The sequence below is a fragment of the Mesorhizobium sp. M1312 genome (assembly GCF_040318115.1).
Lineage (GTDB): Bacteria > Pseudomonadota > Alphaproteobacteria > Rhizobiales > Rhizobiaceae > Mesorhizobium.
In genome coordinates this window covers 472007-485265 of record NZ_JAMYLQ010000002.1, presented here as the reverse complement: position 1 = coordinate 485265, position 13259 = coordinate 472007, and the positions used below count along the sequence as shown (strand labels likewise).

At 63.7% G+C, this 13259-nt stretch carries 14 protein-coding genes and 1 pseudogene; 9 read left to right on the top strand and 6 right to left on the bottom strand.

What is annotated here, in order from left to right; genetic code table 11:
• Positions 1-61: 61 nt before the first annotated feature.
• Positions 62-1309: an aconitase X gene (locus tag NKH36_RS05025; RefSeq protein WP_352960572.1), complete on the top strand. Its 1248-nt coding sequence runs from the start codon at positions 62-64 to the stop codon at positions 1307-1309.
• A complete protein-coding gene (locus NKH36_RS05020) occupies positions 1306-1743 on the top strand; it encodes an aconitase X swivel domain-containing protein (protein ID WP_352960570.1) in 438 nt (145 codons plus the stop codon). Before NKH36_RS05025 ends, NKH36_RS05020 begins: the two co-directional genes overlap by 4 nt.
• On the opposite strand, the gene NKH36_RS05015 is transcribed toward NKH36_RS05020, so the two are convergent.
• The 5 genes and pseudogenes from NKH36_RS05015 to NKH36_RS04995 all read right to left on the bottom strand — a co-directional run bounded on the left by NKH36_RS05015 (position 1740) and on the right by NKH36_RS04995 (position 5317).
• Entirely contained in the window at positions 1740-2168 is a 429-nt protein-coding gene (locus NKH36_RS05015; protein ID WP_352960568.1) for a siderophore-interacting protein, read from the bottom strand. The two genes, NKH36_RS05020 and NKH36_RS05015, sit on opposite strands and share 4 nt — an antisense overlap.
• Positions 2165-2821 (bottom strand): siderophore-interacting protein, encoded by a 657-nt coding sequence (locus NKH36_RS05010; RefSeq protein ID WP_352960566.1) that lies wholly within the window; start codon positions 2819-2821, stop codon positions 2165-2167. The genes NKH36_RS05015 and NKH36_RS05010 overlap by 4 nt, the downstream gene beginning before the upstream one ends.
• A 2-nt stretch (positions 2822-2823) precedes the next feature.
• Entirely contained in the window at positions 2824-3399 is a 576-nt protein-coding gene (locus tag NKH36_RS05005) for a TonB-dependent receptor domain-containing protein (RefSeq protein ID WP_352960564.1), read from the bottom strand.
• 52 nt (positions 3400-3451) lie between these two features.
• A pseudogene (locus NKH36_RS05000) lies at positions 3452-4723 on the bottom strand (TonB-dependent receptor domain-containing protein); the annotation flags it as partial.
• 327 nt (positions 4724-5050) lie between these two features.
• Positions 5051-5317, bottom strand: coding sequence for a hypothetical protein (locus tag NKH36_RS04995; protein WP_352960562.1), 267 nt, complete (start codon positions 5315-5317; stop codon positions 5051-5053).
• A gap of 32 nt (positions 5318-5349) precedes the next feature.
• On the opposite strand from NKH36_RS04995, the gene NKH36_RS04990 reads away from it, so the two are divergent.
• Together NKH36_RS04990 and NKH36_RS04985 are read left to right on the top strand one after the other, a co-directional pair.
• Entirely contained in the window at positions 5350-5754 is a 405-nt protein-coding gene (locus NKH36_RS04990) for an ABC transporter substrate-binding protein (protein WP_352960560.1), read from the top strand.
• Positions 5658-6086: an ABC transporter substrate-binding protein gene (locus NKH36_RS04985; RefSeq protein WP_352960558.1), complete on the top strand. Its 429-nt coding sequence runs from the start codon at positions 5658-5660 to the stop codon at positions 6084-6086. The genes NKH36_RS04990 and NKH36_RS04985 overlap by 97 nt, the downstream gene beginning before the upstream one ends.
• A gap of 66 nt (positions 6087-6152) precedes the next feature.
• Here NKH36_RS04985 and NKH36_RS04980 read toward each other — a convergent pair whose 3' ends face one another.
• A complete protein-coding gene (locus NKH36_RS04980) occupies positions 6153-7184 on the bottom strand; it encodes a LacI family DNA-binding transcriptional regulator (protein WP_352960556.1) in 1032 nt (343 codons plus the stop codon).
• 367 nt (positions 7185-7551) lie between these two features.
• Here NKH36_RS04980 and NKH36_RS04975 point away from each other — a divergent pair, with 367 nt between their 5' ends.
• The 5 genes from NKH36_RS04975 to NKH36_RS04955 all read left to right on the top strand — a co-directional run bounded on the left by NKH36_RS04975 (position 7552) and on the right by NKH36_RS04955 (position 13228).
• The gene (locus tag NKH36_RS04975; protein WP_352960554.1) at positions 7552-9165 is read left to right on the top strand and encodes an extracellular solute-binding protein; all 1614 of its coding nucleotides are present in this window, start codon (positions 7552-7554) and stop codon (positions 9163-9165) included.
• Positions 9166-9242: 77 nt separating this feature from the next.
• Positions 9243-10103, top strand: coding sequence for a carbohydrate ABC transporter permease (locus tag NKH36_RS04970; protein WP_352960552.1), 861 nt, complete (start codon positions 9243-9245; stop codon positions 10101-10103).
• A complete protein-coding gene (locus NKH36_RS04965; RefSeq protein WP_352960550.1) occupies positions 10100-11059 on the top strand; it encodes a carbohydrate ABC transporter permease in 960 nt (319 codons plus the stop codon). Before NKH36_RS04970 ends, NKH36_RS04965 begins: the two co-directional genes overlap by 4 nt.
• The gene (locus tag NKH36_RS04960; RefSeq protein ID WP_352960548.1) at positions 11056-12147 is read left to right on the top strand and encodes an ABC transporter ATP-binding protein; all 1092 of its coding nucleotides are present in this window, start codon (positions 11056-11058) and stop codon (positions 12145-12147) included. The genes NKH36_RS04965 and NKH36_RS04960 overlap by 4 nt, the downstream gene beginning before the upstream one ends.
• A 4-nt stretch (positions 12148-12151) precedes the next feature.
• Complete coding sequence (locus tag NKH36_RS04955) at positions 12152-13228, top strand: ABC transporter ATP-binding protein (protein ID WP_352960546.1); 1077 nt, start codon at positions 12152-12154, stop codon at positions 13226-13228.
• The last annotated feature ends 31 nt before the right edge of the window (positions 13229-13259 follow it).

Genomic DNA, 13259 nt, shown 5'->3' with positions numbered 1-13259 from the left:
CCAGGCGGACCACAATCAGTGAGAGCATGGTCGAGCATAGTGCGGGAAATCGGAGCACCCGATGACGCTTGAACTCAGTGCGGGCGACCAGTCGATGCTGCAGGGCGAGCACGGCCCGGCCGTGGCCGCAGCGATGAGGATCCTGGTCGCCTTTTCGAAGGCGGTCGGCGCGCGCAAGCTGCTGGATATTGCCGGTGCCCATATCGACGGCTGCCTCTATCACGGCCAGGCCAGTCTCGATTTCGTCGAGAGACTGGTCGAAGGCGGTGGCCACGTTCGGGTACCGACCACGCTGAATGTCGGCTCGTTCGACCTCATCCATCCCGGCCTAGTGAAGATGCCGCCGTCGCAAGAGGCGCCGGCGCGGCGGCTGATGAAGGCGCATCTGGAGCTCGGCTGCCAGGCGACCTTCACCTGCGCGCCCTATCAGACGCGGTTTCGCCCGGCTTTCGGCGACCAGATCGCCTGGGGCGAGTCCAACGCCATCGTCTTCGCCAATTCGGTGATTGGAGCGCGGACCAACCGCTATGGCGATTTCATCGACCTGTGCTGCGCGATGACCGGGCGGGCGCCGGCTTGGGGACTGCATTTGAGCGATAACCGACGCGGCCAAATCCTGTTCGAGCTGACCGGTTCTTTCGAGGCCGCCGACGCCCTGTTCGTCGGCGTCGGGCTGATCGTCGGAAAAGCGAGTGGCGACCGCATTCCTGTAATATCGGGGCTGCCGCAGCCGCGCGACGAAGACCAGCTGAAGGCGCTGGGTGCGGCGGCGGCAACGACGGGCGCGGTGGCGCTGTTTCATGCCGTCGGCATCACGCCGGAAGCAAAGACGCTCGACGAGGCATTTCACGGCATGGCGCCGGAGGAGACGATCCGGATCTCTCGCGCCGACATCGACCACGCGCTGGCCAGGCTGTCGAGTGTCCCCGACGGCGCGCCGCTTGCAGCAGTGTCGCTCGGCACGCCGCATTTTTCCCATGACGAGTGGATGCGCCTGCTGCCGATGCTGCGCCATATCGCGCCAGGCAGAGGCATCCCAATCTACGTCAACACCGGACGCGCGACGCTGACGCGGCTTCACGGCGAGGGCGAACTGGACGATGCGGAGGAGTTCAACCTTATTCCGGTGACCGATACCTGCACCTATGTCACCGCGATTCTGGAACGCCTCGACGGCGTGGTGATGACCAATTCCGGTAAATGGGCGCATTACGCGCCCGGCAACATCGGCGTGTCGGTGGCGTTCGGCGACATGGAAGACTGCGTTCGCTCGGCCGCTGCCGGTCGCGTCGTGCGAGGTGCGCGGTGAGCGAACAGGAAAGTCGAGCCCTGAACAGAGTTGGCACCTTCCAGCTTGCCGGTGAAGCGCAAGGAGCGGCGCTGGTACTTTCGCAAGCGCTCAGCTTCTGGGGCGGGATCGACGCCGAGACCGGCGACATAACAGATCATTCGCATCCGGATCTCGGCAATAATGTCGCCGGCAAGATCCTGGTCATGGCATCCGGGCGCGGCTCGTCGTCCTCGTCTTCGGTTCTGGCCGAGGCGATCCGCCGGGGCACGGCGCCGGCCGGCATTATCCTGGAGCGGCCCGATCCGATCCTGGCCGTCGGCGCCATCGTCGCCGAGTTCCTCTACGAAATCAGCATGCCGCTGGTCGTCTGCGACATATCAGGCATTGTCTCCGGCGACCGGATCACGATCGGCCTCGGCGAGGGTGCGCAAGCGACAGTGAGCAGGATCTAGCCGGCCATCAGTCCAGCCGCGCCACGTTGCCAATAGGCCGCAGCCAGCGTCTCGTCGCGGCCGAGCCCGAGCGTGCCGCGCCAGTGTTCGCGAACGATCCTGGCGGCAGCCGCTTCCGCGGCGAACCAGCCGAATGCCGAACCGTTTGGCCATGCCATCGACAGGATGGCGCGCGCCAGCCTTTCGTCGAGCCCGGCCGGCACGCCGTTTCTCGGCAGCCAGTGCAGCTCTATGCCGGTCGCGTTGTCGATCACCTGCCGTTCGCCATCGTCGGCGATCTCGATGTAGGCCACGCCTTTCGACTCGGCGGGCAGCGTCTCCAGCATCCGCGCCAGTGCCGGCAGGCCGGTTTCGTCGGCGCCCATGAGATACCATGATGCCGGCCGCACCGGGCGGCCGACCGGTCCCATGATGCCGATTTTCATGCCGCAGTTGCGTGCATGGCCCAGTGCGCGCCGACGCTGTCGCCGGGATGGATCAGGAAGTCGACGTCGATGATGCCGTTGGCCACGTCGAGCGCGCGGATCGTGTAAACGCGCGCCACCGGGCGCCTGTCGTCCGAAGGCCAGACCGGCAGACCATTGCTGCCGAGCATGGGCCACAGGGGATCGGGCACTTCCCTGGTCGGGAACAGCATGCGGATGTGCATGCCGCCGAATTTCGCAAAACGCCCCAGATCCTCACCAGCGAAGCGGATGCGGCGCATATGCGGTGTGAGATCGCCAACTTGGGTGACGACCATCTCGCGGAACTGAGCGAGATGGGTTTCCCCGGCCAGGTCGCCGGTCCAGACGATCTCCGGATTTTCTTCCTTGGCATAGACCTCGACGGCGGTGGCCAGCAGGTCCTTGATGCGCGCCAGCCCATCGCGGTCGGCGGCATTGGCCCGCATCACCAGCCGGTCCATGTCGAAGGATGCGCCGCCGAAGGCGAAGCGGAAGTCGAGCCGCTGCCCCTCTTGCGAGGCATCGGCATCGAAACTCTGCAGCCGGTCGCTGATGCGGTCGATGTAAAGCGGCAGGTTGGGCACGTTCAAACGCGCTTCGCAGGCCAGTCCGCTCGCCGATGCTTCGCTCATGCTCAACCTCCGATCCTGCCGGTCAGCGCCACTTTGAAGGTGCGGCCCTTGCCCTGTTCAGTCGCCGCCCACGTCGACCATGCGCTTTGCGGGTCGGTGTAGGCGGTGTCAAACACGTTATCGACGGCGAAATCGAGCCTGGCGTGATCATTGATGCGCCAGTTGGCGAAGACATTGACGAGGTCGAAGCCGTCATTGATTTCGGGCGGCCGATCCGGATCGGTGCGGCTGGTGCGGGTGATCTTGCCGACGCTGAGATATTGCGCGCCGATGGTGAGCTGGTCTTCCAGCATCCTGAAGCCGACGGTCGCCGAGAAGCGGTCGAGCGGCGTGTTGTTCAGCGCCTGGCCGGAATAGACGCCGCTGACGACCTTGGCGTCGATCAGGGCACCGACCAGATTCACGAAGCCCCAGCCATAGTCGTAGACCGCCTCGGCCTCGATTCCTTTCAGCCGTGCGTCGCCGATATTGATCGCCGTGCGCGGCAGGACGGTCAGGTCGACATCGATGTAGTCCTCGATGTCGGTGTGGAAAACGTTGACCTTGGCACGAAACAGGTCGCCCGCGGTCAGCAACATCGTCGTACTTCACATTGACGCCGGCTTCCCAGCTCTTCGCCGTTTCGGGCTGGAGAAGCAGATTGGGCTGGTAGCTGTCGCCACCGCCATGCGCACCGCCGCCGCGATAGACATCCTGCAGGCCCGGCGCCCGGTAGCCTTCGGAATAGGTGCCGTAGAGCTGGAAGCCTTCGATCGGCGTGACACCGACGGTGAGGCGCGGCGACCAGCGGTCGCCCGACATCGAGGCTTCATCCGGCGGCACGGTCTTCGTTTCGCCGTCGAGCTGGTAACCATCATAGCGCATGGCGGCGATGAGCTGCAGCCAGTTCTCATAGTCGCCCTGCCATTGCAGGAAGCCACCATAACCCTGCTGTTCGCCGGCGCCGAAATGCGCGGCTTCCGACGAGGCCTCCAGATAATAGTAGTCGAGCCCATAGGTGAGCGTGTGGGCCATCTCCCAGGCATCGAAGCGCGAGGAGTTCTTCAGGTTGAATCCTGACGTGGCGACGTCGTAGTAACGGAAGTTGCCGATGGCCGACACCGGCCAGACCTGCGTCTGCTCGGCGCGCGTGCGATTGTGGTAGAGATTGGCGCTGAGGTCGATCAGCTCGCTGTCGTCAGGCTTCCAGGTGTAGGCTGCCGTGTAGGTCTGGTTGGTCGTGTTGGTATCGTAGCGGCTCAACGTCGGCGAGGTCGAGCCGCTCGATCCGGTGATCTGGTCGCTGTAGCGCTGCAGGATGGCGCCGAGCTTGAGCTCGTGGCCGTCGGCGGGACGCAGCGCCGCCTTCATATAGCCGCTGGTGATGCTCTCGCCGGTCCATGGCACGGTGTCGCCATTGCCGTCGGTGTAGCTCTCGCGGTCGCGATAGATGAGATTGCCGATGATGTCGGCGTCGTCGCTGAAGCGGTAGGCGCCGGTGGTGCTGGTGGTGAAGCCGTCGCCATTGTCCTCATAGCCGAGCTTCTCGCTAAGCGCCCAGCGTTCCTCCTGCTTGAGGAAATCGCTGGCATCCTTGGTTTCGAAGGAGACGACGCCGCCGATGCCGCCCGAGCCATAGGCATTCGAGACCGGGCCGCGAATAACCGTCGCATCTTTGATCAGCTCGGGCTCGGCATGGAACGAGCCCGAGCCGTGGCCGACCCGCCAGTAATCCTGGCGGGCGCCGTCGAGCGTCACCACCACGCGGCCATATTGTTCCAGTCCGCGAATGTTGATGGCAGTCGCCGGATCGTCGCCGTTCATCGAGGCGGCAACGCCGGGCGTGGTGCGGAAAATGTCGGCGGCGGTGTCTGGATGGATGCGTTCGAGCTCTTCGGAGTCGACGGCGCTGATGGCGGCCATCGAGTCGATGACAGCCGTCTTGATCATCGTCGCCGAGATGGTGATCAGGTCGAGCACGGTCGGCTCGTTCGCTCCAGCCTGCTGGGAGGGCTTGGCCGGATGGTCGGCCTTGGCGGCGGCGCCTGGCTTTTGCTCCTCCTGCGCGGTGGCGGGCGGCGCGGCACACAGGCCGAGAGCGAAGGCGAGCGCTTTGCTCGCCATCAAGGTCTTGTTGCGTGTCAGTCTCATAGCGATGCCGCCCCCGGAAAAAGCAAAGATTGCTGGCGGCGGCCGTCGGCCCTGGCTGGCATAGTGGAGAAGCTCGACCGGCGGGTCGGGCAGGGCTACTTATTGAAACATGATGACACTAGTCAACTTTAATTTTATAGCCACGACCATCATCGAGGAATCTCGAGCGCAGGAGCAAGACGGCATGGTCGGCAGTGGCAGCGGGCGCAGGCAGATGCGCTGGTTTCGATCGGGCAGCATGGCGGTTATGCTGCTGTTGGCGCTTTCTGTTCTTGCGCCGTCTTGCGGATTCAAGACGCTGGCCGCCGAGACGGTCGTCGACGCATCGGGACGGACAGTCGCGACCGGTCCGGGAACCAGGATCATGACGCTCGGTTCCGACGTTACCGAGATCGTCGATGCGCTGGGTGCCGGCGGGCGGATCGTCGCCGTCGATCGCGGCAGCAAAATATCCCGCCTCCGTTGCGCAAAAACCCAGTGTCGGGTATCGACGGCAGTTGTCCGTCGAAGGCTTGGTCGCGCTTCGCCCTGATCTGATCCTGGCGGCGCAGGACAGCGGGCCGCCGGAGGCGATCGAGGTGCTCAAGTCGCTGGCGATCCCGGTCGTCTTCGTGCCGGAAGACAACAGCCAGCAAGGCATCGAGCGCAAGATCACCCTGATTGCGGCAGCGCTTCGCCTCGAGGACAAGGGCAGAATTCAAGGGACGTGCTCGACGCCTTCAAGGCCGCCGCTGATCTCGCCGCGAAAATTGCGCCCGAACGCCGCAAGAAGGTGGTGTTCTTCCACGGCCTCGTGCGGCTGAGCGCTGCCGGTGCCGGCACCGCGGCCGACGCGATCATCCGCTATGCCGGCGGCATCAATCCGATGGCCGTGGTGCAGGGCTACAAGCCAGTGTCGGAGGAAAAGCTGATCGAAATGGCGCCCGACGTGATTCTGATGATGAGCGACGGCAAGGGCGGCCCCACCGCCGAACAGGTGTTCGGCACCCGGGCGCTGAGCGCCACGCCGGCGGCGGAGACAAAGGCGCTGATCGTGCTGGACGGCGCCTATATGATCGGCTTCGGCCCGCGCACCGCCGATGCAATCCGCGACCTCGCGCAGGCTCTCTATCCGGAGGTGGCGGACGCGGATTAGGTCACGGACTTGTGACGCCACGGCCCGCACCTGTTGGCGCGGCCTCTGTTATCACGGGAGCTCCGTTCAGATCTCCGGAATGCTTTCCCTGAAGATTACCTGCAGCCGCGGCTGGTGCAATTCGTAGGGCAAGCCCCTGATCGCGTGGGTCAAAGTGTTCAGTGCTTCGCGGGCCTCGACGCGCGGGTTCTGGTCGATGACCGCGTCGAGCGTTCCGTCGAGTAGAAGCTCTTTGGTGCCTTCCGTCACCTCGTGGCCGAGAAACACGGTCGATAGCGCGCGCCCGCGCTCCTTCAGCGCCCTGGCGATGCCGGTGTTGCCGGCGCCGACATTGTAGATCGCGGCCAGATCCGGATGCCGGTCCAGCAGCGCGGAGGCCTCTGAATAGGCCTTTTCCCGATCGTCGAGCATTTCGCGCATCTCGACGATCTGCAAATTGGGCGATTCCTCCGTCAGGATGTGGCGGAAGCCCATCTCGCGCTCCTCGTGGCCGCGATAGGAGAGCGAGCCGGCGAACAACGCGACCTTGCCCGGACGATCAATGCCCATGAAGCGGTTGAGCAGATAGCCGGCGAGGCGGCCGGCGGCACGATTGTCGATGCCGATATAGGCAACCCTCGGCACGTGCAGGATGTCGGACGCGATGGTGACGACCTTAACGCCGCTGGCCGACAGCGAGCGGATCGCTTCGCGGACGGTCGGATGGTCGAGCGCAATGACGCCGACGCCTTGCGTCTGGCCATGCAAGTCCTGCAGCAGGCGGGCGAGCCGGTCGGGATTGAAGCCTTCGATCGTGGCGACGCGCACGTCGAGATCGGGCCGCGCCTGCGCCTGCGCCTCGATATGCCGGTGCAGCATCTTGATGAAGGAATTGGTGCCGGCGGGCAGCGCGAAGTCGAGCCGCATGACATCGCCGGGCAGCGCCGTACGTGAGTTCGGGCTGTTCGAATTTTCGGCGATGTAGCCTAACCGCTGCGCCGTTTCGAGCACGACTTCGCGGGTGCGCGCCCTGACGCCGGCGCGGTTGTTGAGCACACGGTCGACCGTGGCGGCGGAAACACCGGCTTCCCGGGCTATGTCTGTCAGGGTGGACCGCACAGTCGATCACCTCATGCTAGGCGCTACGGCGCATCAAAATCACGGATTTAACCGACGGATGTCGGACGATGACTTCATTGCCATCCGCGATTCTGATGGGAAATGATGTATCCGGCCTTAGCCGATGCGCAAGCCGGCGCGCTACACCAAATCGCCTGGGCGGACCACAACTTGCTGGCGTGGTGCATGGTCCCCTCAAATGCAAGCATCGGATGCTGTATGGTGATCTCAGCAGAATGCATTTTTCCTCCTCGATTGCGATGTTATGATGTATTTTGATTATTTATGATGTTGACAGCCTTATCCCAGTGCCGTCAATATCCATCACGAGGGCCATGGAGGAACAAGGCCCGAGGGAGGAGTTCCAATGTCGAATTTGATCCGCATGTCGCGGCGCCGTTTGTTGGCGTCCGGTGGAAAGGCGGCAGTGCTTGTTGCCGCAGCAGGTATCGCGCCAAAATTCATCCGTCCCAGCCGCGCCTACGCCGCCGACGCACTCGCGCCGGGCATGATCGGCGGCCCCACGGGTTTCGACGGCTCGGAGCGTTATCAATATGGGCCCGACACTCCGGAAGGCCGCGCCATCGAGGCGGCCAAGGCGATGAAGGGCGCCGGCAAGGCGCCGACCAAGATCGTGCTCGGCCTGTCCGACGGCTCGATCGGCCAGTTGACGCAGCCGTTTCCCGCTGGCGCGCCGTCGATCAAGGATCTGTGGGAGAAGGAAACCGGCATTCCGCTTGAGATCGTCGGCGTGCCGAATGGCCAGGAATTCACCAAGACGATGCAGGACATCTCTACCAAGGGTGGGGCCTATGACATCTATGCCGTCGAGTGGAACCGCCTCGGCGATCTCGCCGAAACTGGCGGCATCCTGAAGCTCGACGACTTCGTTGCCCAGCATAAGCCCGAATGGGACGACCCCGAGCGTGGTTATGTCAACGGCGCCAAGGGCGTCTCGCTACTCAACCAGTATCGCGGCTCGACCTATGGCGTGTCGCTGGACGGCGATTTCCAGACCTGGGTCTACCGCACCGATCTGTTCGGCGACACGGCCGAGAAGAAAGCCTTCTCCGACAAGCATGGCTACGAGCTGGCGCCGCCAAAGACCTGGAAGCAGCATGACGAGATCGCGGCCTTCTTCCAGCGCCCGGACAAGGGTCTGTTCGGCTCGACCGATCTGCGCAACCAGGGCTGGGGCTACACCAACTGGTATCAGCGTTATGTCTCAATGGTTTCGCCCAATCAGTTCCTGTTCGACGATACCGGCAAGCCGCTGATCAATTCCGAGCAAGGCATCGCGGCGACCAACGAATACATTGCATCGCTGGTCCATCATTCGCCAGATGCGATCTCGTGGGGCTGGCCCGAGCAGTACGGCAATTTCGCCAAGGGCGGCGCCGCCATGACCTGCGCTTTCTCCAACCTGCCGAAATTCCTCGACAATGCCGGCAACAAGGATTCAGCTGTCACCGGCAAAATCGGTTCGATGCTGCCGCCCGGCCGCGAGATCGACGGCAAGCTGATCAGCCGTTCGGTACTGTGGCTCAATCTGTCGGCCTCGGTCTCCTCGCAGGCCAAGCATCCGGAGGCCTGCTACCTGTTCCTGCAATGGCTCGGATCGAGCCGTATCTATGCCTGGATGACCGCCAATCCCGGCGGCTATTTCGATCCGTTCCGGCTGTCGGACTTCTCCGATCCGCTGGTCCGCCAGACCTACCACGCCTACCACATGGATGTGGTGCGCGAGACGGTCGCCCGCACCGTGCCGAGCATCAACTATCCCGGCGCCACCGCCTTCCACAATGCGCTGGACGAGAACCTCGTCGCCGCGTTGACCAAGGCAAAGACCGCCGAACAGGCGATGGCCGACACCGAGGCCGAGTGGAAGAAGATCGCGCGCCGGACCGGCGAGGAGAAGCTTCTCGAAGCCATCAAGACCAACAAGGAGGCATGGCCCACCGTTCTCGATCCGATCAGCTGATCCTCCCAGGATCGCGCCAAGGGAGGGGAGGAGTTGCTCTTCCCCTCCGCAAACGATGACTCCAGCAAAGCTGCAAGATGAAGCGTTCAATTCCCTTCGAGATATTCCGCTATGCCGCGATCCTTGCGGCAATGGCGGTGACGCTGGTGCCGATCCTGTGGATGGTGTCGATGGCCTTCAAGCCGATCGCCGAATGGTCGGCGACCGGCGCCGACCTGACCTGGTGGCCGAAGAACCCGACGCTCAGCAATTTCCGTTTCGTCTTCGGTGAATCGACCAACAATCTGATCGTCGCGCTCGACCGCACCGCCCTGAAGCCGATCCTGTCGTCGCTGCTGTCGGCGGTGTTCGGGACGGCGATCGCGATGTCTGCGGGCACCGCGGCGGCCTACGGGCTGTCTCGCTTCGGCTCGGGTCAGAACCTGCCGCTGGCGCTAATCCAGCTTCGCCTGTTTCCGCCCATGGCGGTCATGACCCCGGTGATGATCATGTGGGCCTTTCTCAACTTCACCGACAGCTGGTGGGGGCTGTCGCTGATCTATGGCATCGTCACGCTGCCTTTCGCTTTCTGGCTGATGAAGACCTTCTTCGACGACATGCCGCGCGAGATCGAGGAGGCAGCACTGGTCGAGGGCTGCTCGCGGCTGCGCGTATTCACCCGCATCACGCTGCCGATGATGCGCGCACCGCTGGCAAGTGCGGCGCTGTTCGTCTTCATCCTCAACTGGTCGGACTATCTGATAGCGCTGCTTCTGACGACGCGCGAATGGGTGACGGTCCCCGTATACATGGCCTCGCTGTCTTCCTCGATGACCGGACAGCTCTACGGCGCCAAGGCCGCGCTCGGTCTGATCGCCGCGGTGCCGCCAGTCATTATGGGCATCGCCATCCAGCGCCATCTGGTGCGCGGGCTGACCTTCGGGGCGCTCAAGCAATGAGCGCGGTGGCAGCGACGATTTCGGAGGACGTGATGAAGACCGTCCAAGTAAAGCCAGCCTTGCGGGACGAAGGCGCAAAGCTCGGCTTCCGGCTGACGCTGCCGGCGCAGATCCTGGTGCTGTTCATCGCCGTCTTCCCGCTCCTGATGCAGCTCTACATCAGCCTGACCGACTGGTCGCCGCTTTCGGGCCTAGGCTGGTGGAGCGCCTGGGCGCTGTGGAACAATTTCGCCAATTACACCGACCTTGCCGCCGACACGCGCTTCTGGAGCGCGCTGAAGCGCACGGCTATTGTCATGATCATCTGCGTGCCGGCGGAATTCCTGCTGGGCTTGGCGCTCGCCACGCTGTTTGCCGACGAGTTTCCGGGCAAACGGATCTTCTACTCGATCCTGTTGATGCCGATGATGGTGGTGCCGGCGGTGGCCGGCTACATGTTCTTCATGCTGTTCCAGTCGGGCGGCCCGGTGAACGACATCCTGTCGGCGATATCAGGCTTTCCCGTCACCATCGCCTGGCTTTCGGACCCGACGCTGGCGCTCATCGCCGTCATGGTTGCCGACATCTGGCAATGGACGCCGCTGATGTTCCTCATCCTGCTTGCCGGCCTGGTCGGGGTGCCCGAGGACCAGATCAAGGCGGCGACGCTGCTCGGCGCCAAGCCCTGGCAGCGCTTCGTCACCATCGTGCTGCCGAAGATGAAGACGATCATCATCATCGCGCTGGCGATCCGCATGATCGAGAACTTCAAGATTTTCGATACGCTCTACATCATGACCGGCGGCGGTCCCGGCGTCGCCACCGAAACCATCTCCGTCTACATCTACGAGCTCACCACGCAGGATCTGATCTGGGGCTATGTCGCGGCGATCGCGCTAGCCATCCTGATCGTGTTGTCCATCGCCGCGGTGTTTGCGATGAAGCGCATGGCCAAGGCGCGTGAGGTGCCGGCATGAGCGCGATCCATCTGCAGAACCTGGTCAAGAGGTTCGGCGACTTTACCGCATTGAAGACGATGGATCTTGCCATTACCGACGGCGAGTTCATGGCGCTGCTGGGCCCGTCGGGCTGCGGCAAGTCGACGACGATGAACATGATCGCCGGCATGGAAGAGCCGACCAGCGGCAGAATCCTGTTCGGCGAGCGCGACATGGCCGGCGTGCCGATGGGGCGGCGCGGCGTCGGATTCGTCTTTCAGAACTACGCCATCTTCACCCATATGACTGTACGGCAGAACCTTGCCTACGGGCCGAAGATGCGCGGCGCGCCAAAGGCCGAGATCGATCGCCGCGTCGGCGCTATCGCCGAGATGCTGCAGCTGACGCCGCTGCTCGATCGCAAGGCAGACAGGCTGTCAGTCAACATATTGCAGCGCGTGGCGATCGGTCGTTCCGCGATCATGGAGCCGGCGATCTTCCTGCTCGATGAGCCGCTGTCTAATGTCGATGCCGCCTTCCGGGCCGTCATGCGCACCGAACTGAAGCAGCTGCAGCGGCAGTTCCGGCAGACCATGGTCTATGTCACCCACGACCAGCTTGAGGCGATGACCATGGCCGACCGTATCGCGGTGATGGATCATGGTGTGCTGCAGCAGGTCGGCACTCCGCTCGAGGTCTACAACAATCCAGCCAATGTCTTCGTCGCCCGCTTCATCGGTGCGCCGGGCATGAACCTGCTCAAGGGCAGGCCTGCGGAAAGCGACCGTGGCCTGGTCATCGATCTCGGGCCGCTCGGCATCACGCCGCCGCTGCTGGCCGAAATCGCTGCCGCAGTGCGGCGCGCGCTGGGCGATGTGCTTTACGGCTTCCGACCGGAACAGGCGACGCTGGTTGAAGGCGGCCGCGGTCTTTCACTGCCGGTAAACTTCGTCGAGCGCATCGGCGCGCGCACCATCGTGCATCTCGGCCAGGGCGAGAACGCGGTGAAAGCGGTGTTCGACAACGATGTCGGGCTGGCGATCGGGCAGACAGCGGTCGTCGCGCCTGCCGCGCAGTCGGTGCGCGTCTTCGACGCCGCCACCGGCCTTGCTATTAAAGCGGGCTGAGACCATGGCCGATATAGTCTTCCGCGATGTGTCGAAACGCTACGGCAACACGCTCGCCGTCGACGACGCCTCGTTCACGGTTAACGACAATGAGTTCTTCTGCTTCTTCGGCCCGCCGCTGTCGGGCAAGTCGACGGTGCTGCGTCTGGTGCTGGGCCTGGAAACGCCTGACTCGGGCGAGATCCTGATCGGCGGCAGGCCAGTCAACACAGTCTCGCCGGCCGAGCGCAACGTCGCCATGGTGTTCCAGAACCTGGCGCTGTTTCCGCATATGAGTGCGCGCGACAATGTCCGCTTTCCCCTCGTCGAACGCCGGGTCGCAGGAGCCGACATCGAAAAGCGTGTCGCCGACGTCGCGGCCAAGCTGCATATCGGCCCCATCTTGCATAAGCCGCCGGCGCAGCTTTCAGGCGGCGAGCGGCAGCGTGTGGCGATCGCACGGGCGTTGGTGCGTGATCCCGCCGCCTATCTAATGGACGATCCAATCTCGGCGCTCGATGCCAGGCTGCGCGAGGAGACGCGCGTTGAGCTGAAGCGCATACAGCGCGAGCTCGGCAAGACGCTGATCTATGTGACGCACGACCAGGAAGAGGCGATGTCGGTCGCCGATCGCATCGCCATCCTGGAGAACGGCAAAATCAGGCAGATCGGCGCGCCGGCCGAGATCTATGATCGCCCGGCCAGCACCTATGTGGCGCGGCTGCTCGGCTCGCCGATGATGAATATTTTGAAGTCGGTGCGCGGCGAGGGCGGTGTCGAGGCGGCCGAAGGCACGATCCATATTGCGGACAAGGCCACTCCGGCCGATGCCGTCGAGATCGGGCTCAGGCCGGAAGACATCAAGGTGCGGCCCTGGCTGGATGGGGAAATATCGGATGGGCGCGCGGGGCGCCCGGCGCGCGTGTCCGAGGTCGAGCCGCTCGGCGGCTATACCGTGGTGACACTCGCCGCCGGGCAGGCGCGCCTTAGGGCGTTGCTGCGCGGCCAGCCGGACATAAGGCCGGACACCATGGTGGCGATATCCTGCGAGCCGGCCAGAGTGCATTATTTCGGCCAAAGCGGGGGAGCGCTGGCACGATGACGGCGGCTGCAAGAAACGAGCTTCGGGAGGA

Bases quoted from the DNA above. Each gene is read 5' to 3' on its own strand.
- NKH36_RS05025 (WP_352960572.1), top strand. From the start codon at position 62: ATGACGCTTGAACTCAGTGCGGGCGACCAGTCGATGCTGCAGGGCGAG.
- NKH36_RS05015 (WP_352960568.1), bottom strand. From the start codon at position 2,168: ATGAAAATCGGCATCATGGGACCGGTCGGCCGCCCGGTGCGGCCGGCA.
- NKH36_RS05010 (WP_352960566.1), bottom strand. From the start codon at position 2,821: ATGAGCGAAGCATCGGCGAGCGGACTGGCCTGCGAAGCGCGTTTGAAC.
- NKH36_RS05005 (WP_352960564.1), bottom strand. From the start codon at position 3,399: ATGTTGCTGACCGCGGGCGACCTGTTTCGTGCCAAGGTCAACGTTTTC.
- NKH36_RS04995 (WP_352960562.1), bottom strand. From the start codon at position 5,317: ATGATCCTGGTTCCCGGACCGGTCGCGACTGTCCGTCCCGATGCGTCG.
- NKH36_RS04990 (WP_352960560.1), top strand. From the start codon at position 5,350: ATGCGCTGGGTGCCGGCGGGCGGATCGTCGCCGTCGATCGCGGCAGCA.
- NKH36_RS04975 (WP_352960554.1), top strand. From the start codon at position 7,552: ATGTCGAATTTGATCCGCATGTCGCGGCGCCGTTTGTTGGCGTCCGGT.
- NKH36_RS04970 (WP_352960552.1), top strand. From the start codon at position 9,243: ATGAAGCGTTCAATTCCCTTCGAGATATTCCGCTATGCCGCGATCCTT.
- NKH36_RS04965 (WP_352960550.1), top strand. From the start codon at position 10,100: ATGAGCGCGGTGGCAGCGACGATTTCGGAGGACGTGATGAAGACCGTC.
- NKH36_RS04960 (WP_352960548.1), top strand. From the start codon at position 11,056: ATGAGCGCGATCCATCTGCAGAACCTGGTCAAGAGGTTCGGCGACTTT.
- NKH36_RS04955 (WP_352960546.1), top strand. From the start codon at position 12,152: ATGGCCGATATAGTCTTCCGCGATGTGTCGAAACGCTACGGCAACACG.